Source organism: Agrobacterium albertimagni AOL15 (genome assembly GCF_000300855.1).
Classification (GTDB): domain Bacteria; phylum Pseudomonadota; class Alphaproteobacteria; order Rhizobiales; family Rhizobiaceae; genus Allorhizobium; species Allorhizobium albertimagni.
Genome location: NZ_ALJF01000006.1, coordinates 322,357 through 341,531 on the forward strand (window position 1 = coordinate 322,357; position 19,175 = coordinate 341,531).

The 19,175-nt window shown below is 62.1% G+C and carries 19 protein-coding genes and 1 pseudogene; 11 read left to right on the plus strand and 9 right to left on the minus strand.

Annotation, left to right across the window (positions count from 1 at the left end; all coding sequences use genetic code 11):
- Nucleotides 1–41: 41 nt before the first annotated feature.
- From QWE_RS08605 to QWE_RS08615, 4 genes are read left to right on the plus strand one after another with little or no spacing between them, the layout of a single operon-like run.
- Nucleotides 42–242, plus strand: a complete 201-nt coding sequence (locus QWE_RS08605; RefSeq protein ID WP_006725721.1) for a hypothetical protein — start codon at nt 42–44, stop codon at nt 240–242.
- Nucleotides 239–496 carry a ParE family toxin-like protein gene (locus QWE_RS08610; RefSeq protein WP_006725722.1) on the plus strand — a complete coding sequence of 86 codons (258 nt, stop codon included), beginning with the start codon at nt 239–241 and terminating at the stop codon, nt 494–496. The genes QWE_RS08605 and QWE_RS08610 overlap by 4 nt, the downstream gene beginning before the upstream one ends.
- Before the next feature lie 18 nt (nt 497–514).
- Complete coding sequence (locus QWE_RS24665) at nt 515–619, plus strand: type II toxin-antitoxin system YoeB family toxin (protein ID WP_083872867.1); 105 nt, start codon at nt 515–517, stop codon at nt 617–619.
- Nucleotides 620–628: 9 nt separating this feature from the next.
- Complete coding sequence (locus tag QWE_RS08615) at nt 629–1,420, plus strand: potassium channel family protein (RefSeq protein WP_006725723.1); 792 nt, start codon at nt 629–631, stop codon at nt 1,418–1,420.
- A gap of 3 nt (nt 1,421–1,423) precedes the next feature.
- On the opposite strand, the pseudogene aac(6') reads toward QWE_RS08615, so the two are convergent.
- Together aac(6') and bglA are read right to left on the minus strand one after the other, a co-directional pair.
- Nucleotides 1,424–1,876, minus strand: a pseudogene (gene aac(6'), locus QWE_RS08620) (aminoglycoside 6'-N-acetyltransferase).
- Nucleotides 1,873–3,534, minus strand: a complete 1,662-nt coding sequence (gene bglA, locus QWE_RS08625; RefSeq protein ID WP_006725725.1) for a beta-galactosidase BglA — start codon at nt 3,532–3,534, stop codon at nt 1,873–1,875. The pseudogene aac(6') and the gene bglA overlap by 4 nt, the downstream one beginning before the upstream one ends.
- Nucleotides 3,535–3,715: 181 nt before the next feature.
- Here bglA and QWE_RS08630 point away from each other — a divergent pair, with 181 nt between their 5' ends.
- Entirely contained in the window at nt 3,716–4,810 is a 1,095-nt protein-coding gene (locus QWE_RS08630) for a glycosyltransferase family 4 protein (RefSeq protein WP_006725726.1), read from the plus strand.
- Nucleotides 4,811–4,819: 9 nt separating this feature from the next.
- Here QWE_RS08630 and der read toward each other — a convergent pair whose 3' ends face one another.
- From der to QWE_RS08645, 3 genes are all read right to left on the minus strand, one after another.
- A complete protein-coding gene (gene der / locus QWE_RS08635) occupies nt 4,820–6,247 on the minus strand; it encodes a ribosome biogenesis GTPase Der (RefSeq protein ID WP_006725727.1) in 1,428 nt (475 codons plus the stop codon).
- Between the two features lie 40 nt (nt 6,248–6,287).
- Nucleotides 6,288–6,959 carry a tetratricopeptide repeat protein gene (locus QWE_RS08640; RefSeq protein ID WP_006725728.1) on the minus strand — a complete coding sequence of 224 codons (672 nt, stop codon included), beginning with the start codon at nt 6,957–6,959 and terminating at the stop codon, nt 6,288–6,290.
- Between the two features lie 110 nt (nt 6,960–7,069).
- Complete coding sequence (locus tag QWE_RS08645; protein WP_006725729.1) at nt 7,070–7,648, minus strand: NnrU family protein; 579 nt, start codon at nt 7,646–7,648, stop codon at nt 7,070–7,072.
- 129 nt (nt 7,649–7,777) lie between these two features.
- Here QWE_RS08645 and QWE_RS08650 point away from each other — a divergent pair, with 129 nt between their 5' ends.
- A complete protein-coding gene (locus QWE_RS08650; RefSeq protein WP_040299853.1) occupies nt 7,778–8,794 on the plus strand; it encodes a polysaccharide deacetylase family protein in 1,017 nt (338 codons plus the stop codon).
- Between the two features lie 99 nt (nt 8,795–8,893).
- Nucleotides 8,894–9,049 (plus strand): hypothetical protein, encoded by a 156-nt coding sequence (locus tag QWE_RS25240; RefSeq protein WP_157790691.1) that lies wholly within the window; start codon nt 8,894–8,896, stop codon nt 9,047–9,049.
- Nucleotides 9,050–9,128: 79 nt separating this feature from the next.
- Here QWE_RS25240 and sbmA read toward each other — a convergent pair whose 3' ends face one another.
- Nucleotides 9,129–10,409, minus strand: coding sequence for a peptide antibiotic transporter SbmA (sbmA, locus tag QWE_RS08655; RefSeq protein WP_006725731.1), 1,281 nt, complete (start codon nt 10,407–10,409; stop codon nt 9,129–9,131).
- A 215-nt stretch (nt 10,410–10,624) separates the two neighbouring features.
- Between sbmA and QWE_RS08660 the strand changes: the two genes are divergently transcribed.
- Nucleotides 10,625–10,861, plus strand: a complete 237-nt coding sequence (locus tag QWE_RS08660; protein ID WP_006725732.1) for a hypothetical protein — start codon at nt 10,625–10,627, stop codon at nt 10,859–10,861.
- Nucleotides 10,862–11,021: 160 nt separating this feature from the next.
- Here QWE_RS08660 and map read toward each other — a convergent pair whose 3' ends face one another.
- Both map and QWE_RS08670 read right to left on the minus strand, forming a co-directional pair.
- Nucleotides 11,022–11,774 carry a type I methionyl aminopeptidase gene (map, locus tag QWE_RS08665; RefSeq protein ID WP_006725733.1) on the minus strand — a complete coding sequence of 251 codons (753 nt, stop codon included), beginning with the start codon at nt 11,772–11,774 and terminating at the stop codon, nt 11,022–11,024.
- 41 nt (nt 11,775–11,815) lie between these two features.
- Nucleotides 11,816–12,862 (minus strand): LLM class flavin-dependent oxidoreductase, encoded by a 1,047-nt coding sequence (locus QWE_RS08670; protein WP_006725734.1) that lies wholly within the window; start codon nt 12,860–12,862, stop codon nt 11,816–11,818.
- Between the two features lie 231 nt (nt 12,863–13,093).
- Here QWE_RS08670 and QWE_RS08675 point away from each other — a divergent pair, with 231 nt between their 5' ends.
- From QWE_RS08675 to xdhB, 3 genes are all read left to right on the plus strand, one after another.
- A complete protein-coding gene (locus tag QWE_RS08675) occupies nt 13,094–13,867 on the plus strand; it encodes a 3-hydroxybutyrate dehydrogenase (RefSeq protein WP_006725735.1) in 774 nt (257 codons plus the stop codon).
- A 98-nt stretch (nt 13,868–13,965) separates the two neighbouring features.
- Nucleotides 13,966–15,438 carry a xanthine dehydrogenase small subunit gene (gene xdhA / locus QWE_RS08680; protein WP_006725736.1) on the plus strand — a complete coding sequence of 491 codons (1,473 nt, stop codon included), beginning with the start codon at nt 13,966–13,968 and terminating at the stop codon, nt 15,436–15,438.
- Between the two features lie 384 nt (nt 15,439–15,822).
- Nucleotides 15,823–18,159, plus strand: a complete 2,337-nt coding sequence (gene xdhB / locus QWE_RS08685) for a xanthine dehydrogenase molybdopterin binding subunit (RefSeq protein ID WP_006725737.1) — start codon at nt 15,823–15,825, stop codon at nt 18,157–18,159.
- Here the strand turns inward: xdhB and QWE_RS08690 are convergent, their stop codons facing one another.
- Nucleotides 18,160–19,047 (minus strand): hypothetical protein, encoded by an 888-nt coding sequence (locus tag QWE_RS08690; RefSeq protein ID WP_006725738.1) that lies wholly within the window; start codon nt 19,045–19,047, stop codon nt 18,160–18,162.
- Nucleotides 19,048–19,175 lie beyond the last annotated feature (128 nt).

Below are 19,175 nucleotides of genomic sequence, written 5' to 3' on the forward strand. Positions count from 1 at the left end.
GCGGACCATAGAAGTCTTATGTTTGAGGGAAGGATGAAGCCATGACCCGTCTCGAACGTCTTGTAGAAATGGTCCGCGAACTGTCGCCGGAGGAGTTCGACACCTTTGCGGACTCGGTGGAAGAACTGCGCGCCGAGCGCTGGGATCGTGAGATCGAACAGGACTCGGCAGCAGGACAACTGGAGAAACTCATCAAGGGCGCGTTGGCATCTCACGCGGGGGCGCGAACGCGGCCGCTGTGAACCACCACACCACACCGGAGTTCTGGGCTTGTTACAACGCGCTTCCAGAAGCGGTTCGCAAACTCGCCGATCGCAACTTTGATCGATTGAAGGCCGATCCCCAGCATCCATCTCTGCACTTCAAGCAGATCGGCAAGGTCTGGTCGGCAAGGGTCGGCATTGGACATCGGGCGCTTGCCGTCCGCTCGGGCGAGGACTGGATCTGGTTCTGGATCGGCTCTCATGCGGATTACAACAAACTGATCACTCGCTGATCGCAGTGTGCTAGAGGCATGTGGTCCCGCCGTATCACACAGGAACACAGGATCGTCTACGCCGTTGTCGGCAAGGGAGAAGACCAGATGCTGGTCGTCCTGCAATGCCGCTACCATTACTGACGAGGGCCCATGGCATCCCAGACTGAAGGCAATCGAACCAAGCCGTTCCGCCAGCGCCTTGTTCGCCTCTACTACGGCCGCGACACCGCAGCCATCCGCTTCCAGTTCATGCTGATGGTGATCGACATTGCGATCATCGGCTTCTTCCTCGCCGGACCCTATCTGCGGGACCGTCCGAGTTACCTGATCTTCGACTACATGATCGCCGCCTGGATCGCGCTTGAGCTGATTGCCCAATGGTCGGCTTCGTGGTCGACCCGCCGCTTCTTGATGCGGCCGATGACCTGGATCGACATCTTCGTACTGTGCACTCTGCTCTTCCCCTATTGGCTATACAATTTCGCCTTCCTCCGCGTCGCCCGGATATGGGCCGTGGTCCAGAGGCCGGTGTTCGGGCTGATGCTCGCCAGGCTCGGGCTCAAGGAGCGCGTCGATGTGTTCAAGGCCTTCGTCAACCTGATCGTCTTCCTGCTTCTCGTCAGCGGCTTCGTCTACACCTTCTTCTTCTATCGTGAGGATCCCGGCACCGGTTTTGTCGATGCCCTCTATTTTACCGTGGCGACTGTCACGACGACCGGCTTCGGCGACATCACACTGCCGGGCACCTTCGGCAAGTTGACCTCGATCGTCACGATGATCATCGGCATCTCGCTCTTCGTGCGGCTCGCCCAGGCGATCGTCCGCCCCAACAAGGTGACCTTTCCCTGCCCCAAATGCGGGCTGCGGCGACACGACGTGGACGCCGTGCACTGCAAGGCCTGCGGCCATGTGCTCAATATTCCCGATGATGGCGCGGTCTGAACGTCAGAGCGCCTTGCGGAAATAGACGACACGCTGGGTCTCTTCGAAGCCCAGCGCTACATGCATCGCATGGGAGACGGTATTGTGGAGCTCGGCGTCGGAGGCGAGTTCGCTCAGGCCCTGGCCCCTTGCCCACTCTGCGACGGCTGCGACGAGGCTGGCGGCTACGCCCTGCCGACGGGCAGGTGGGTTGACGACAATGCCCTAGAGGAAGGCCACGGGTGACGTCTCGCAGCCATTGACATAGTCCGACCGCACACTGGCCTCGGCAAGTCCGATTGCGTTGCCGGTGGCGGTGAGACAAAAGAAGGCGACAAGCTTCTCCGGCTGTGCCAGCGCTTCGGTGATTTCGGCCCGGTGTTCCTCGAGCGACAGATGCGGCCAGAGCTGATGGCGTAGGGACGCCCAGACATCGAGATCGTCTTTCGTTGCTCGACGAACGGCAGACCCGGTCAAGACAACCTCGCACAAATGCCGTCCAGCGGTCCGAGGCGGATCTCCCCGTCCACCACCGTGCCGGTCAGCCCGGGCATGGGAAACACGTCTCGTACGCCATGCCCCTTCGGCAGACCGATCTCCTGCGGCCCCCGGCGGAGATTGAAGACGAAGAGCAACCGGTCGTCACCCTTGGAGCGGATGAAGGCCAGCACATCCTCATTGGTCGCCAGAAACTCCATGTCCCCGTCGATCAGCGCCGGATGACTTTTGCGGAAGGCGAGCGTCGCTCGATAATGGGCGAGCACCGATCCTGCATCCTTGTCCTGGGCATCGACCGAGAGCGCCTGATGCGCCGCCGGCACCGGAAGCCAGGGCTTTGCCGTGGAAAAGCCGGCCTGCGTCTTGCCCTTCTCCCAGACCATCGGCGTACGGCATCCGTCGCGCCCCTTGAAGGCGGGCCAAAAGCGGATGCCATAGGGATCGCGAAGGTCCTCGAAGGAAAGCTCTGCCTCGGGTAGGCCAAGCTCCTCGCCCTGGTAGAGGCAGATTGAGCCGCGGAGAGCCGAAAGCACTGATATGGCGAGCCGCGCCACGGCCTCCCGTTCCTGCGGCTGCTGGACGAAACGGCTCACATGCCGCGTAACGTCATGGTTGGAAAAGGCCCAGCAGACCCAGCCGTCCTTCACCTGCTTCTGAAAGCTCTCGACGCAGTGGCGGATATGGCTTGGCGTAAAGTCTGGCCCCAAGAGGTCGAAGGTGTAGCACATATGCAGCTTGTCACCGCCGGACGTGTAGGCCGCGACCGTCTTCAAGGAACGGGCACCATCGCCGACTTCGCCCACTGTCGTCCGATCCGGATACTGGTCGAGCAGCGCCCGAAAGCGCTTGAGGAACTCGATATTCTCGGGCTGGGTCTTGTCATGGAGATGGCTCTGCATGCCGTAGGGATTGACGTCGGGCGCATCCAGGCCGGCGTCCTCGCTGTCGGGAACATGCGGGGGATTGTCACGCAATTCCTTGTCGTGGAAGTAGTAATTGACCGTGTCGAGGCGGAAACCGTCGACCCCGCGATCAAGCCAGAACTTCACCGCGTCGAGAACCGCATCCTGCACCGCCTTGTTGTGGAAGTTGAGATCCGGCTGCGAGGCGAGGAAATTGTGCATGTAATACTGCTTGCGCACCCCGTCCCACTCCCAGGCGGGGCCGCCGAAGACCGAAAGCCAGTTGTTCGGCGCGGTCCCATCGGGCTTCGCCGCCGCCCAAACATACCAGTCGGCATTCGCATTGTCGCGGCTCGCGCGGCTTTCCTTGAACCAGGGGTGCTGGTCCGACGTGTGCGAAATCACTTGGTCGATGATCACCTTCAGTCCGAGCCGTTTCGCCTCTGCCATCATCGCATCGAAATCGGCAAGCGTGCCGAACATCGGATCGACGTCGCAGTAGTCGGAGACGTCATAGCCCATGTCGGCCTGCGGCGAGGTGAAGAAGGGCGAAAGCCAGATCGCATCGACGCCGAGCGAGGCGATATAGGGCAGTCGCTCGATGATCCCTTTGATGTCGCCGATCCCGTCGCCATCCGTATCCTGGAAGGAGCGCGGATAGACCTGGTAGATGACGGCGCCCCGCCACCAGTCGGCCGCATTGGAACGGGTGGGTTTTGCGGGTGACTTCGTCATGGGCGGATCCTTTCGGCGGGAATCGTCGAGGCACGCCTAGGGAATCGGGTTCGGAGACCGATGTCAAACGCCCCTTCTTCGGCTGACATCAGACTGTAATATTGGACCCGCATAAGGCGGCGAGAGCTTGTGAAGGGTGACTCGCCGCTTCGGTGGCCCTTCGGATGGGGGCGGACGCGCCATGCCGAGACTGACCATCGTGACTGATGCCTGGCACCCGCAGGTAAATGGCGTCGTCCGCTCGATCGAGACCACCAACCGCGAACTGCAGAAGATGGGCGTCGAGGTCTCGATGATCACGCCGGCACCCTTCCGCAGCGCCCCCATGCCGACCTATCCGGAGATCCGCCTGTCGCTGGTGACGCCGCGCCGCATCGGCCGAATGCTGGAAGAGCAGCAGCCAGACTACATTCACATCGCCACCGAAGGCCCGCTCGGACTGATGGCCCGTCGCTGGTGCCTGAAGCACAAACGTGCCTTCTCGACGACCTATCACACGCGCTTTCCGGAATATGTGGCAGCCCGCCTGCCGGTGCCGCTGTCCTGGCTCTATGCCTATGTCCGCTGGTTCCACAATCGCGGTGGCGCCTGCATGGTGGCGACCGAAAGCCTGAGACGGGAACTGGCAGCACAAGGCCTGACCAATCTTAGCCTCTGGAGCCGCGGCATCGATACGAGCCTGTTTTACCCACGCGAAAAATCGGAAAAGCCCTTCGGCCTGCCCCGTCCGATCTTCATGACGGTCGGTCGCGTCGCGGTGGAAAAGAACCTGCCGGCCTTCCTGGACCTCGACCTGCCGGGATCCAAGGTGGTGGTGGGTGATGGTCCTGCCCGTGCCGACCTTCAGGCGCGCTATACCGATGTGCATTTCACCGGCATGAAACATGGCGAGGATCTCGCCCGCGCCTATGCCGAGGCCGATGTCTTCGTCTTCCCCTCCAAGACCGACACCTTCGGCAACACGATCCTCGAAGCGCTCGCCTCCGGCGTTCCCGTCGCCGGTTATCCCGTGACCGGCCCCATCGACATCATCCCGTCCGGCTCCAACGCCGGCGCCATGGATCACGACCTGCAGATTGCCTGTATCGCAGCCCTTCAGGCATCGCCCCAGGCCGCACGACGGCTCGCCGAGACCTATTCCTGGGAAGCAGCCACTCAGCAGTTTTTCGACAATGTCGTGGAAGCGAAAGAGCAACGCCGCAGGCGTGGTCTCAGGCAGCGCTTCGGCATCCGCCCGCAGGACGCGGACAGCTGTCAGGCACCAGCAACCGAGTAAGGCTGACGATCAGCGGCGCCGCTTGCGGCCTTCGAACGGGTTCTCGCCCGCCTTGAAGTGGATGCGGATCGGCACGCCCGGCATATCGAAATCGGCGCGCAGACCATTGGTCAGATAGCGCACATAGCTTTCCGGCAACGCATCGGGTCGCGTGCAGGAAATCATGAAGGCCGGCGGGCGGGCCTTGACCTGCGTCATGTATTTCAGCTTCAGACGGCGGCCGGAGACGGCCGGTGGCGGATGCTGGGTCGTGACGCTATCTAGCCAGCGATTGAGCTTGGCCGTCGAGATGCGCTTGTTCCACACCATGTCGGTGTCGACGATGTTCTGCATCAGCTTGTCGAGGCCGTAGCCGGTCTGGCCGGACATCGGCACCGCGCGGATGCCGCGCGCCTGCGGCAGAAGCCGCTCGGTCTTTTCACGCAGGTCGGCCAGAACCGCCTGCGGATCTTCCACAAGATCCCACTTGTTGAAGGCAAGTACGGCGGCACGGCCTTCGCGGAGCACGAAATCGACGATCTGGATGTCCTGCTTTTCGAAGGGAATGGTCGCGTCGAAAACGATGACCACCGTCTCGGCGAAGCGGACGGCGCGCAGCGTGTCGGCGACCGAGAGCTTTTCGAGCTTTTCCTGCACACGCGCCTTCTTGCGCATGCCGGCGGTGTCGAACATCTTGATGGTGCGGCCGCGCCAGTCCCATTCGACCGAGATCGAATCGCGGGTGATGCCGGCCTCAGGCCCGGTCAGCAGACGATCTTCGCCGAGGAAGCGGTTGATCAGCGTCGACTTGCCGGCATTCGGACGGCCGACGATGGCGACACGCAGCGGCTTGGTGTCGTCGTATTCGGGCTCGAATTCTTCGTCTTCCTCGCCCTCGCCCTCGCCCTCGGTCAGGACGACATCGGTTTCCGCCTCGTCATCCGGCTCGGGGAAGGCGCGATCCTCGCCGATCGCTTCGACGATGGCGTCGCGCAGATCAATCATGCCTTGGCCATGTTCGGCTGAGATCGGCACGGGTTCGCCGAGACCGAGCGTATAGGCGTCGTAGAAGCCGCCGTCAGAGCCCTTGGCTTCCGACTTGTTGGCGACCAGCACGACCGGCTTGCCGCGGCGGCGCAGCATTTCGGCGAGCGTCTGGTCTACGGGCGTGAGGCCATACTTGGCATCGACCACGAAGAGCGACAGATCCGCCTCGTCGATTGCCATCTCCGTCTGCGCCCGCATGCGGCCTTCGAGCGTGTCGGCGCCAGCCTCTTCGAGACCAGCCGTATCGATGATGGTGAAACGTAGGTCCACGAGCTTGGCCTCGCCCGGACGGCGGTCGCGGGTCACACCCGGGGTGTCGTCGACCAGCGCCAGCTTCTTACCGACGAGGCGGTTGAAGAGCGTGGACTTGCCGACATTCGGACGCCCGACGATGGCGACTGTGAAACTCATGGGAACGCTAGCTTTCCGGCCTTAAGAGGCCTTGTCGTTGTTACGGCGCCTTGCCCGACGCCTTGATGTTGTCGAGCAGCATCTGGGCGCGGTTGGCGACATTGCGTGGGGTTTCCGCATCTTCACTGATCTGTTCGAACCATTCGCGGGCGCGGACCATGTCGCCGGCCTTGTAGGCGGCGAGACCCAGCGCTTCGCGGGCGGCATGGCGCATGGCATTGGTCGGCGTTGCCATGGACTCGACGAGCGCCGAGACATCCTGGTAGGTGCCGGTATCGACGAGCAGCCACGCAGCGCGGATCTTCGCCGTATTGCGCACGGCATCCGGGATCGAGGCATCGTCGCCGATCGTCTTGAACGAGGCAATGGCGCCGGCCGGATCGCCCTTTTCGGCCAAAACCGAGGCGCCACGGAAACGGGCGAGCACGCCATAGGCGCCGTAGCCCTCCTGCTCCAGCGCCTGAAGTGCGGCTTCCGCCTCGTCGCGCTTGCCCTGGTCGGCCAGAGTAAGCGCCGCGAGGAACTTGTCGCCGGCATCCGACGCCTGGGTCGAATCCCAATGGGTCCAGAGACGATGGCCGGCCGTGCCGAGCACGATGACGACCGCGACACCGATGATCCAGCGGCTGTAGCGCTTCCAGGCATTGCGCACCTGGTCGGAGCGAAGCTCCTCGTTCACTTCGCGGATAAAGCTGTCGTTCTGGTCAACCATTCATACTCCCGGACGTCGCCGGCCTTTCCATGCAGTCTCTCATGCGTGAGCGGCCTTCTAGCCGATTTTTGCCCGCTTGTAAGGGGAAAACCGCCAACAGCCTTAAGCCGTCACATGGCAAGCGGTGCAACACCGATCAACAGTTTGTGCAGCCACATGGTGATGACGGCCCAAGCGACGATACCACCGACCACGGCAATCGCATCGAAGCGCGCCGAAACGAAGGGCTTGAGCACGAGATCGCCGGCCCGTACACGCCGCTTGTAGTCGATCCTGAGGACCACGCCCCAGGCGAGAAGCGCGACGAACAGAAGGACGGAGCGGAGATCACCATTGGCGAGCAGGTGAGCGGCGGCCCAGATCTTGATGGACAGAACGATCGGATGCTTGGTCTTGGTGGCGATATGTCCCGCCGGGAGAAAACCGGCCACCAGACAGATCATCGCAAACAGCATCAGCGTCGTGGTCAGGTGGTTCATGCCGGCAGGCGGGAACCAGAGATTGATGACGGGCGCGGTCGCATATCCCCAGATTAGCACGATCAGGGATACCAGGCTCATCACCGAATTGATCACCCGCCAGCCCGTCTCGCCGAAGCGGTCGATCATCGACAGCCGGAAACCGGGCGCGACGACGCGGATGAGATGGGTAGCCAGAAACAGGATGATGCCGAGAATGAGAAGCGTCATGGGTCAGAACCTTTCAGGTCGAGTTGCCCAAAGCCTTACTGGTCCAGCGATCGAATTTCCAGAGCGTTCAAAGCTTCGCCGCATTTGGATGGGAGGCAACGCACCCTGTTGATGACCGGGTATTTCTTGATGTTTCGTAGCCTGATTGCCTTTTCCCTTGCCGCAACGGCGACCATTGCTTTCGCCGGAGAGCCTGTCCCTGCGGCAAAAGGCGCGGCCGAATCCAGACCAAAACAACTGCTGCTCGTCTCCTTTGACGGTGCGCATGACAACAGGCTCTGGGCGCGCAGCCGCGAGATCGGCCAAAAAGCCAATGCCCGTTTTACCTATTTCCTCTCCTGCACCACTCTGATCCCGCGCGCCCGTGCCGGCGACTACAAGGCCCCGGGCATCAAGGCGGGCCGCTCGAACATCGGCTTTGCCATGAGCGCGGACGAAGTCGGCAACCGGCTGGACCACATCTGGAAGGCGCGCAGCGAAGGCCATGAGATCGCCAGCCATACCTGCGGCCATTTCGACGGCAAGGACTGGACGAAGGCGGACTGGCTGAAGGAATTCGAGGCCTTCGACCGGGTTCTGGCAAATGCCTGGAAGGATAACGGCCTTGCCGATCGCGAACCGGAAGGCTGGGCGGACTTCGTCACGCAGGACATCACCGGTTTCCGCGCCCCTTACCTCTCGGCACCCGAAAGCCTGTTTCAGGCCGAGCGCGAACACGGCTTCCGGTATGACGCAAGCATCGTCACCCACGATCCGACGCTACCGGTCGAAAAAGCAGGCGTCGCCCGCTTTGGCCTGCCGCTGATCCCGGAAGGTCCGAGAGAGCGACGCATCATCGCCATGGACTACAATCTCTTCATCCGCCATTCCGCCGGCATCGACCATCCCTCGAAGGCCGACGAATTCGCCGAGCGCAGCTATCAGGCCTTCCGGTCGGCCTTCGACCGGCAATACGAAGGCGATCGTATTCCTCTGCAGATCGGCCTGCATTTCGTCGAGATGAACGGCGGCGCCTACTGGGCCGCCATGGAACGGCTGGTAACGGAGGTCTGCCCCCTGCCCGATGTCGCCTGCGTGACCTATGCCGAAGCGCTCGACATGATGGAGGGCCGGACCAATCCGGCGGCGGCACCCGGCGCCATGTGATACCCCCGTGAGCGTCGTGTGATCGGCATGTGATCGCGTGACGCATTTACTTCCCGGCTGGGAGACCCGATATGCCGGTCAAACATCTCGGGGAAATCCATGAAGATCCTGTTCCTCCTTGCCTGCGCCTGCGTGATAGCCGCCACCATCGGCGCTGTCGCCATTGGGCTTTCGCTGTTCACCCAACCGGAAGCCTATGCCGCCCTGCCTGGGGGCTTCACCACGCCGGTTTCGGTGTGGCCGAGCTTCGGCTGACGACTTCCTTCATCGCAAACACAAAGGCCGCACCGGTTTCCCGGCGCGGCCTTTGTCATTTGGTCGCGTTGTCTCGGTCTCAGTAGGGCCGATCTGCGGCAATCTCGCCCTCTGCTGCCTCGCGCTCAAGGTAGCGCTGGTCGATCGCCGGCAGCGGGGCACCATCGATGGCGGCCTCGAAGGCGGCGAGACGCTTGTGGATCGAGAGCAGTTCGATGATCGTCGACCAATAGCTGACCAGATACTGGAAGCTGTCCGTGACCTGACCGAAGGCGGTGGCCATCTGCTGCCAGACACCCATGGTGATCTTGCCGGCGACGATGGTCGGGATCAGGATGAAGGTCAGGAAGATTGCGTCGAGCTGGCCATAGGTGAAGCGCGCGACGTTGAAATAGGTGTAGTGCCAATACATGCGGAAGTAGTTGCGGCGCACGTTCGTGAAGAGCTCGCGCACCGTCACCGGTTGGGCACGCTCGGCATTGTCTTCGCCGTAGACCAGCTCCTTGCGGAACGCGGCTTCGACGCGCTGGTTGCGGAACTGCAGGCCCGGCAGCTTGATACCGGCCACCATCAGCAGAACCGTGCCGAACAGCGACCAGAAGATCGCCAGCCAGAACAGCGCATGCGGCACGGCCCCAATGATCGGCAGTTCAGTGACATTCTCCGACATGCGGAACAGAATCGGCAGAAAGACGACCAGCGTCATGACCGAGTTGATCAGCGCAACGCCGAGGCCTTCCAGGATATTGGCAAAACGCATCGTGTCTTCCTGCACACGCTGCGAGGCGCCTTCGATGTGGCGCAACTGGTCCCACTTCGACAGGTAATAGTCGTTCATCGCATTGCGCCAGCGGAAGACGTAATGGTTGGTGAAGAAGGCGGTAAAGACGGAAAGCGTGACGCCGACCATGCCGATTTCGAGGAAGCGCAGCTGCAACTCGTAGAGCTGGCCGGCCGTGACCGTACCGTCGCCGTTGAGCGCCTTCTGGAAGAGATCGAAGAAGGGACCGCGCCAGTTGTTGACCGCGACCGAGATCTGCACGCTAAAATAGGCAATGAAGATGATGAAGGCCGAACCCCAGATCGACCATTTCGTCCAGGGATGATCCTTGGCGAGGACCTGCCAGACACCACCGAAGATCAGAACGAAGATGGTGAAATAGAGGTAGAACCAGAGATTGTCCGGCGTGAAGAAGAAGGCCAGCCCGACGGGCGGCTGCTGCCCTTCTGCCAGCGGCGGCAAGCCGATCGCGGCGCCGATCTGCGGGCCGACAGTATACCAGACGATGATGCAGACGAGCGTCCAGACAGCGGCTGAGGTGAAGAACAGCTTGGGCTGCGGAAAGAAGGAGTGAAACACGCGGAAAACCTTCGTGTGGGAGAAGTCCTGTAGAACCTGGCGGAACCTAGGGCAGAAGGTTCCGCCCAGCAATGGCATCGCCAAATTGTGGCAGAATTACCCCCGCCAAAATTAAGGGTCTGTAAGGTTGGCGTTCGGTGATGTGGTCTCAAGCTTTTCTTGCCTCCTGCCCAAAAATCGCTAGGGAAGTCGCAAAGCTTATTCAGGAGTGCCCCATGAGCGATCTCAGCCTGCAGCAGGCCATCGACAACATCTACACCTCGATCAACAACGACAACGAAGAGATCGATCTTCACATTGCCGCCCTCAAGGCTGCGATGGCGAAGGAAGGCGTCAAGGAAGCGGTGTTCGAGCCGTCCAAGCTCGCCCAGTCGAACCGTCAGGGCCGCAAGATCATGCAGTCCTATTTCAAGAAGAAGGGCGTCGCCGTCGGCTTTTCGAAGTCGGAGTAACGAACCATCTAACCGCCGCGAAGTCTGTTCCAGAATTCCCCTGGGAGTGGCGAAAATGGTGATTTCGAGAACCGAAGCGGAGCGTACATTTGGTACGTGAGCACCGGAAGCGCAGAAATCGCCATTTGCAGCCCGCCAAGGGGAATTATCGAACAGACGCTCAGTCGGCGAGCGTCAACACCAGTGGACCATTCTTGGTCACCACGATCGTGTGCTCGAACTGCACGGTGGGCGCACGCGGCTCGCTGTAGAGCGTCCAGTTGTCCTTGTCGCCGTCCTCGGCCCATTGGCCGCCGAGCGAGAGAAACGGCTCGACGGTAAAGACCAGCCCCTCATCCATGATCCGCGTCTCATCCGGATCCGGCCAGGTCGAAAGCTCCGTCGGTTCCTCGTGCAACGAGCGGCCGACGCCGTGGCTGGCGAGATTGGTGATCAGCGTATAGCGGTTCTTCCTGGCAAAGGCGCCGATCGAATTGCCGATATCGGCCAGCGGACGGCCGGTCTTTACCTGGTTCAAGCCCACCCAAAGCGCCCGCTTGCCGTCGCGCAGCAACCGTTCCTGCTTGGCCGTGCCCGGCGGCACGATGAAGGACGAGCCGGTATCGCCGAAATAGCCGAGCTTTTCGCCTGACACATCGATATTGACGAGATCGCCGGCCTTGATCACCCGGTCGCCGGGAATGCCATGGGCGATCTCTTCATTGACCGAGATGCAGGTCGCACCGGGAAACTGGTAGCAAAGCTCAGGCGCAGACTGGGCGCCATTGTCCTCGAGCACCTTGCGCCCGATCAGATCGAGCTCGCGCGTCGTGATGCCGGGCTCGAGCGCTGCAGACATTGTCTTGACTGCAGTCGCACAGATCCGTCCGATGTCCTTGAGACGCGACAGGTCCTCTTCGGTTTCGACGATCATGGCGGTCCTTCAACGGCTCTTCGACGGGGATAAGCGCTGCCTTAGGCGGCAGACGCTGTCTCCGTCAACGCTTTCCGAACCAGCGGCGCGACTTTTGCTCCGAAAAGTTCGATCCCGCGCATCAGTTCCTTATGCGGCATCGGCCCGATCGCCATCTGCATCAGGAACCGGTCATTCTTGAAGATGCCGTGCATGGCGACGATCTTTTCGGCAACGGCTTCGGGATCGCCGACGAAGAGCGCACCGCGCGGCCCGCGCGAGGCATCGAACTGCGCCCGGTTGGTCGGACCCCAGCCGCGCTCGCGGCCGATCCGGTCCATCACCACGGCCTGCGGCGCATAGAAGATATCAGCCGCCGACTGCGTGGTGTCATGGATGAAGCCATGCACGTTGATTGAGGTCTTGAGCGTCGACGGATCGACGCCGGCCTTGGCGGCGCTCTGGCGATAGAGATCGAAGAAGGGCGCAAAGCGATGCGGCTCGCCGCCGATGATGGCGAGCGCCAGCGGCAGGCCGAGATAACCGGCACGCGCCGCCGACTGCGGCGTGCCGCCGATCGCGATCCACAGCGGCAGGAGATCCTGCAGCGGTCGCGGATAGACACCCCTGCCCTCGATCGGCTTGCGGGTCTGGCCTTCCCAGGTCACCACCTCGTTCTCGCGGATTTCCATGAGCAGCTGCAGCTTTTCGGCAAACAGCAGGTCATAGTCTTCGAGATCATAGCCGAAGAGCGGGAAGCTCTCGATGAACGAGCCACGCCCGACCATCAGTTCGGTGCGGCCATTCGAAAGCAGATCGACGGTGGCATATTGCTGGAAGACGCGCACCGGATCGTCGGAGGAGAGCACCGAAACGGCGCTGGTCAGCCGGATGTTCTTCGTCTGCACGGCCGCAGCGGCAAGAATAGTCGCCGGCGAAGACGCCATATAGTCAGGGCGGTGATGTTCGCCCAAGCCAAAGACATCGAGACCGACCTCGTCCGCCAGCCGGATTTCCGCCAGAAGCTCGTCGACACGGCGCTTGGCATCGGCCCCCTTGTTGGCGGCATTCGGGTCGACATCGGCAAATGTGTAAAGTCCGAGTTCCATGGGAAGACTCCTGATTGCGTGTGTTGGCCCAGACATAGAGATTTGCGGCTGCAGACAAAAGGGCCCGCCATCGAACAGTGTGTTTCCCCGCAATTGCTCTGCAGCGATGGGCCGCGTCTGCTGCGTCAAAAGGTCATTGCGCCGGAACTTCCTTTAGGACTAACCTTTCCCTTCGCGGGCGCAACATCACGCCCGTGATCCATCGGCATCCGTCGAGAAGGAAACATTCATATGAAAAGAACTGTTGTCATTACCGGCTCCACCAGTGGAATCGGCCTTGGAATCGCCCGTGCCTTTGCCGCTGAAGGGGCCAATGTCGTCATCAACGGCTTCGGCGATGCCGCCGAAATCGAGAAGGCCCGCAAGTCTCTGGAAGCGCATGGTGGTAAGGCGCTCTACCACGGCGGCGACATGACCAAGCCGGCCGAGATCGCCGACCTGATCGCCAGCGCCGAGAAAACCTTTGGCGGCGTCGATGTGCTCGTCAACAATGCCGGCATCCAGCATGTCTCCCCGGTCGAGGATTTCCCGATCGAGAAATGGGACCAGATCATCGCGATCAACCTGACCAGTTCCTTCCACACGGTGCGAGCGGTCGTCCCCGGCATGAAGGCGAAGAAAAAAGGCCGCATCATCAACATCGCCTCGGCCCACGGCCTCGTCGCCTCGCCCTACAAGTCCGCTTATGTGGCAGCCAAGCACGGCATTCTCGGCCTGACGAAGTCGGTCGCGCTCGAAGTCGCCGAGTTCGGCATCACCATCAATGCGATCTGCCCGGGTTACGTGCTGACACCGCTTGTGGAAAAGCAGATCCCGGACACAGCCAAGGCCCGCGGCATCACCGAAGAACAGGTGAAGACCGAGGTCATGCTGCGCCTGCAGGCAACCAAGGAATTCGTTTCGATCGACGAGGTCGCCCAGACCGCGATCTTCCTGGCGAGCGATGCTGCCCGCCAGATCACCGGCACCTCGATCTCGATCGATGGTGGCTGGACCGCACAATAGACTTGAAAGATAACGCTGCGCCGCCCACCATTGGTCACATGGTCGGCGCAGCGCCGGCGTCCGCATTATGGACGTCTCCAGGGGGACAAAAGACATAGATGGCAGACAGCATTCGTTTCATCCTGAACGGCGAGGACATCGCCCTTGCAAGCCTCGATCCGACCGAGACGCTTCTCGATTTCCTGCGCCTGAAGCGCCGGCTGACTGGCTCCAAGGAGGGCTGTGCGGAGGGCGATTGCGGCGCCTGTACCGTGCTGGTCGGGCGGCTCGTTGCTGGCAAGTTGCAGTATGAGACGGTCAATGCCTGCATCCGCTTCGTCGGCTCGCTGAACGCCACCCATGTGGTGACGGTCGAGCACCTAGCGGCGAAAGACGGCACATTGCATCCCGTGCAGCAGGCCATGGTCGACTGTCATGGCTCGCAATGCGGCTTCTGCACGCCGGGCTTCGTCATGTCGCTCTACGGTCTGTGGCTCACCTCGCAGAACCCTGGCCGCGCCGAGATCGAGCGCGCCCTGCAGGGCAATCTCTGTCGCTGCACGGGTTATGAGCCAATCGTCAAGGCGGCCGAGCACGTCGCGCGCATCCGCCCGTCTGCCCTCTTCGACCCGCTGGAGCGCGAACGCGCCGAGATCATCGCCCGGCTGGAAGATATCTCGACACGCGAAACGATCGCGATCACGGGCCCCGATGGCCGCCGCCTCGTTGTGCCCGGCAGCGTCGAAGGTCTCGCCAAAACCTTGGCCGCCCATCCCGAGGCGACCGTGGTCGCCGGTGCGACCGATGTCGGTCTCTGGGTCACAAAGCAGATGCGCGTGCTGGACCCGGTCGTCTTCATCAACCACCTGGAAGACCTGCAGAAGATCACAGTGATATCCGAAGGCATCACGATGGGTGCCGGTGTTAGCTACAATGTCGCCTTCGAGGTGCTGCGCCAAGAAATCCCCGCCTTCGGTCGCCTGATCGAGCGCATCGGCGGCCAGCAGGTTCGCAACATGGGCACCATCGGCGGCAATGTCGCCAACGGCTCGCCGATCGGCGACTCACCGCCAGCGCTGATCGCGCTCTCCGCCACCGTCACCCTGCGCTCAGCCTCGGGCACCCGCACCATGCCGCTCGAAGACTTCTTCATCGACTACGGCAAGCAGGACCGCCAGCCAGGCGAATTCGTCGAAAGCATGTTTGTGCCGCGCCCGAAGGCGGATAGCCACGTGGCCATCTACAAGATCACCAAGCGCCGCGACGAGGACATCTCCGCGCTTTGCGGCGCTTTCCATCTGGAGACCGATGCTGACGGAGTGATCACCCATATCCGCATCGCCTTCGGCGGCATGGCGGGGACGCCGAAACGTGCGCGGTCGGTCGAGGCCGCCCTTTACGGCAAACCCTTCACGCAAGCGAGTGTCGAAGCTGCCCGCGGGGCCTTCGACCTCGACTACAAGCCGCTCACCGACTGGCGCGCCACGGCGGAATACCGCCAGCTGACGGCGAAGAACCTGCTGACCCGGTTTTTCCTGGAGGTGTCTGGCACGCCGCAGGAACTGCAGCGGTTTGCAGTGGAGGAGGCGTGATGATTCTATGTGCTCTCTCGCCAGCATACCCCCCTCTGTCGGCTGCGCCGACATCTCCCCCACAAGGGGGGCGAGTGGCCGCTGGCCGCCTGTCCACCTCCCGACTGAGTATCGCCGCGGTTCCCGCGCTCCCCACCTCCCCCTCGAGGGGGAAGGTCGCCGCGAAGCGGCGGGTGGGGGTGACCAAGGTCGCAAGTTCGACATGTGAGACTGGTTCCCAACTCACGACAATCACCCCACCCCGGAGCTACGCTCCGACCCTCCCCCTCAAGGGGAGGGTGAGGCCGCGCGGGTGCGGCTTGCCACTCTCCCCCCCTGTGGGGGAGATGTACGGCAGGACAGAGGGGGGTGCATCAGGCACGACTTTTAAAGACGGAGGCCTTCATGGATAAGGCGACCTACGAGACGACCAAATACATCAAGGGGCCGCTGCACCAGTCGCTCAAGCATGATTCAGCACACAAGCATGTTGCCGGAAGTGCCGAATATATCGACGACATTCCCGAACCCGCCGGCCTGTTGCATGGTGCGCTCGGCATGGCGGACCGCGCCCATGCGGAAATCCTGTCGATCGATCTTTCTGCGGTGAAGGCCTATCCCGGCGTCGTCTGCGTGCTGACGGCCGATGACATCACCGGCGTCAACGATGTTTCCTCTGGCGGCCGCCACGACGAGCCGCTGATCGCCACCGACAAGATCGAATTCCACGGCCAAACCATCTTCGCCGTCATCGCCGAGACCCGCGACGCGGCCCGAAAGGCCGCCCGCCTCGCCAAGGTCGACTATCGCGACCTGCCCTTCTGGACTGATATCGACGGCGCGCTGGAGAATGGCAGCCCGCTGGTGACCCCAGGCATGACACTGAAGCGCGGCACGCCCGAGACCGAACTCGACAAGGCGGCCAACCGCATCCAGAGCTCGATGCGCATCGGCGGCCAGGAGCATTTTTACCTAGAAAGCCATATCGCGCTCGCCATCCCCGGCGAGGACGACGACGTGACCGTCTGGTCCTCCACCCAGCACCCCTCGGAAATCCAGCACATCGTCAGCCATGTGCTCGACATTCCCTCCAACGCCATCACCGTCAACACGCGGCGCATGGGCGGCGGCTTCGGCGGCAAGGAAACCCAGGGCAACCAGTTTGCAGCGCTCGCCGCACTCGCCGCCAAGAAGCTAAAGCGCGCCGTCAAATTCCGCCCCGACCGTGACGAGGACATGGGCGTCACCGGCAAGCGCCATGACTTCAAGATGGATTTTGACGTCGCCTTCGATCATGACGGGAAGATCCATGCGATCGAGGCCAATTTCGCAGCCCGCTGCGGCTACTCCTCCGATCTCTCCGGCCCGGTCACCGACCGCGCCCTTTTCCACGCCGATTCGAGCTATTTCTACCCGCATGTGAAGCTGACCTCGCAGCCCTTGAAGACCCACACCGTCTCCAACACCGCCTATCGCGGCTTTGGCGGACCGCAGGGCATGCTGGGGGCCGAGCGGGTGATCGAGGAGATCGCCTATGCGCTGGGCAAGGACCCGCTCGAGGTCCGCAAGGCCAATTTCTATGGCGAGAAGGGCTCGGGGCGTGACGTCACCCCCTATCACCAGCAGGTGGAGGACAACATCATCCTGAAGGTCGTCGAGGAACTCGAAACCTCCTGCGACTACCAGGCCCGCCGGCAGGCGATCATCGACTTCAACAGGACGAGCCCGGTCATCAAGAAGGGCATCGCGCTCACCCCGGTCAAGTTCGGCATCTCCTTCACCATGACCGCCTTCAACCAGGCGGGCGCGCTCGTCCATATCTATCAGGACGGCTCGATCCATCTGAACCATGGCGGCACCGAAATGGGCCAGGGCCTCTACACCAAGGTCGCCCAGGTCGTTGCCGACTGTTTCCAGGTCGATGTCGACACGGTGAAGATTACCGCAACGACCACGGCCAAGGTGCCGAACACCTCGGCAACCGCCGCCTCCTCCGGCTCCGACCTGAACGGCATGGCCGCCTGGGATGCCGCCCGGCAGATCAAGGAGAGACTGGTCGCCTTTGCTGCCGAGAAGTATGAGGTCCCGGCCTCGGAGGTAGAGTTCCTGCCCAACCGCGTGCGCGTCGGTGAGCAGCTGTTCTCCGTCGGAGATTTCGTCAAACAGGCCTATTTCGGCCGCGTCCAGCTCTCGGCCGCCGGCTTCTACAAGACGCCGAAGATCCACTGGGACCGGGCTGCTGGTCGCGGCACGCCCTTTTACTATTACGCCTATGGCGCTGCCTGCACGGAAGTCTCGATCGATACGCTGACTGGCGAATATCTGATGGATCGGACCGACATCCTGCATGACGTCGGCAAGTCGCTCAATCCGATCATCGACATCGGCCAGATCGAGGGCGGCTTCGTCCAGGGCATGGGCTGGCTGACGACGGAAGAACTCTGGTGGGACGGCAAGGGGCGCTTACGCACCCACGCCCCCTCGACCTACAAGATCCCGCTCGCCTCCGACCGCCCGAAGATCTTCAACACAAGACTGGTCCCGTGGTCGGAAAACTCAGAACCCACCATCGGCCGCTCCAAGGCCGTCGGCGAGCCGCCTTTCATGCTGGCGATCTCGGTGCTGGAGGCACTGTCCATGGCTGTGGCCTCCGTTGCCGATTATCGCGTCTGCCCGAGACTGGACGCACCGGCGACCCCGGAGCGTGTGCTGATGGCGGTGGAAACGCTGAAGCGCGCCTAGTTAATGGCGTGTTGCTGCCCGCAACAGATAAAGAAAGGCCGCGAGGATCAGCACCGGCAGGACCAGCAGCTTGACCAGATAGGCCGTGGCGATGCCGATCGATGCGGAGAAGAGGTCGGCCGAGATCGCGACACCATCCTGAATGACCTGCGCATTCGCGGCGGCGGTGGCCGCCATGTCGGAGGCCGCCTGCAATGTCCCGGTAAAGGCCGAACCGAGGCGGTCGAACATCCCCTCCTCCGCAGGTGGAATCCGGTCGGTCGGTGACAGTGTCGGAAGCGATGGCGCCACCTCGCCCTCGATGCCAGCGAAATCATGCTGGCCGCTCATGCGATCCAGAACGTCCGTCGCATTGGTCCAGGCGCGGTCGGTGATCGCGTCACCGGCATAAAAGGCGATGGTATAGGATGCAGGCAGGAGGACCGCCCCCAGCACGCCAAGGACGAGAACGGCCCTGGCCAACCGGTTAAGGATGGGTGGCACCCGACGCGCGGTAAGGGTGAGCCCGGCGCAAAACAGCGCGCAAGCCCCCAAAGCGATCGACGCGACCTTTGCGACCGGCACCAGAACGAGCGACAGGACGCCGGAGACGATCGCAAGGCCGAAGAGAAAGTCGACCAGGCGCTCAATCGTGTTGATGACAGGCTGCAGCAATTGCCCCGGGCTTGCAGTCACCGATGCGACGCCCACGCCGCCGGTGATGTCGGCATCGCGCGCCACGCTCATCACCGAATTTGCCACGCGCAAGGTGCCATAAAGCGCGCTACTGCCAATCATGACATCGCGGCTGAACCGGGCAGCAATGTCTGCCAGCGGATTGACGAGAAAGAGCGCCACGGCAAAACAGGTAATGAGAAGCCAGATGATCGTTCCCTGCGTTCTGGACATTCGAGCTCCCATGTCGTCGATGCGAAACCATAACATGGTCGGCATGTTACGGGCGCAGAGAAACCATGGTCGGATAAACCAAAAGCCGCGCTGTCCAGTTCCCCGCGGAAAATGCTAGGATCGCCGCA

Excerpts from the sequence above, each read along its gene's own strand:
- QWE_RS08605 (WP_006725721.1), top strand. The coding sequence starts at position 42 with ATGACCCGTCTCGAACGTCTTGTAGAAATGGTCCGCGAACTGTCGCCG.
- QWE_RS24665 (WP_083872867.1), top strand. The coding sequence starts at position 515 with ATGTGGTCCCGCCGTATCACACAGGAACACAGGATCGTCTACGCCGTT.
- QWE_RS08615 (WP_006725723.1), top strand. The coding sequence starts at position 629 with ATGGCATCCCAGACTGAAGGCAATCGAACCAAGCCGTTCCGCCAGCGC.
- bglA (WP_006725725.1), bottom strand. The coding sequence starts at position 3,534 with ATGACGAAGTCACCCGCAAAACCCACCCGTTCCAATGCGGCCGACTGG.
- QWE_RS08630 (WP_006725726.1), top strand. The coding sequence starts at position 3,716 with ATGCCGAGACTGACCATCGTGACTGATGCCTGGCACCCGCAGGTAAAT.
- der (WP_006725727.1), bottom strand. The coding sequence starts at position 6,247 with ATGAGTTTCACAGTCGCCATCGTCGGGCGTCCGAATGTCGGCAAGTCC.
- QWE_RS08640 (WP_006725728.1), bottom strand. The coding sequence starts at position 6,959 with ATGGTTGACCAGAACGACAGCTTTATCCGCGAAGTGAACGAGGAGCTT.
- QWE_RS08645 (WP_006725729.1), bottom strand. The coding sequence starts at position 7,648 with ATGACGCTTCTCATTCTCGGCATCATCCTGTTTCTGGCTACCCATCTC.
- QWE_RS08650 (WP_040299853.1), top strand. The coding sequence starts at position 7,778 with ATGTTTCGTAGCCTGATTGCCTTTTCCCTTGCCGCAACGGCGACCATT.
- QWE_RS25240 (WP_157790691.1), top strand. The coding sequence starts at position 8,894 with ATGAAGATCCTGTTCCTCCTTGCCTGCGCCTGCGTGATAGCCGCCACC.
- QWE_RS08660 (WP_006725732.1), top strand. The coding sequence starts at position 10,625 with ATGAGCGATCTCAGCCTGCAGCAGGCCATCGACAACATCTACACCTCG.
- map (WP_006725733.1), bottom strand. The coding sequence starts at position 11,774 with ATGATCGTCGAAACCGAAGAGGACCTGTCGCGTCTCAAGGACATCGGA.
- QWE_RS08670 (WP_006725734.1), bottom strand. The coding sequence starts at position 12,862 with ATGGAACTCGGACTTTACACATTTGCCGATGTCGACCCGAATGCCGCC.
- QWE_RS08675 (WP_006725735.1), top strand. The coding sequence starts at position 13,094 with ATGAAAAGAACTGTTGTCATTACCGGCTCCACCAGTGGAATCGGCCTT.
- xdhA (WP_006725736.1), top strand. The coding sequence starts at position 13,966 with ATGGCAGACAGCATTCGTTTCATCCTGAACGGCGAGGACATCGCCCTT.
- xdhB (WP_006725737.1), top strand. The coding sequence starts at position 15,823 with ATGGATAAGGCGACCTACGAGACGACCAAATACATCAAGGGGCCGCTG.
- QWE_RS08690 (WP_006725738.1), bottom strand. The coding sequence starts at position 19,047 with ATGTCCAGAACGCAGGGAACGATCATCTGGCTTCTCATTACCTGTTTT.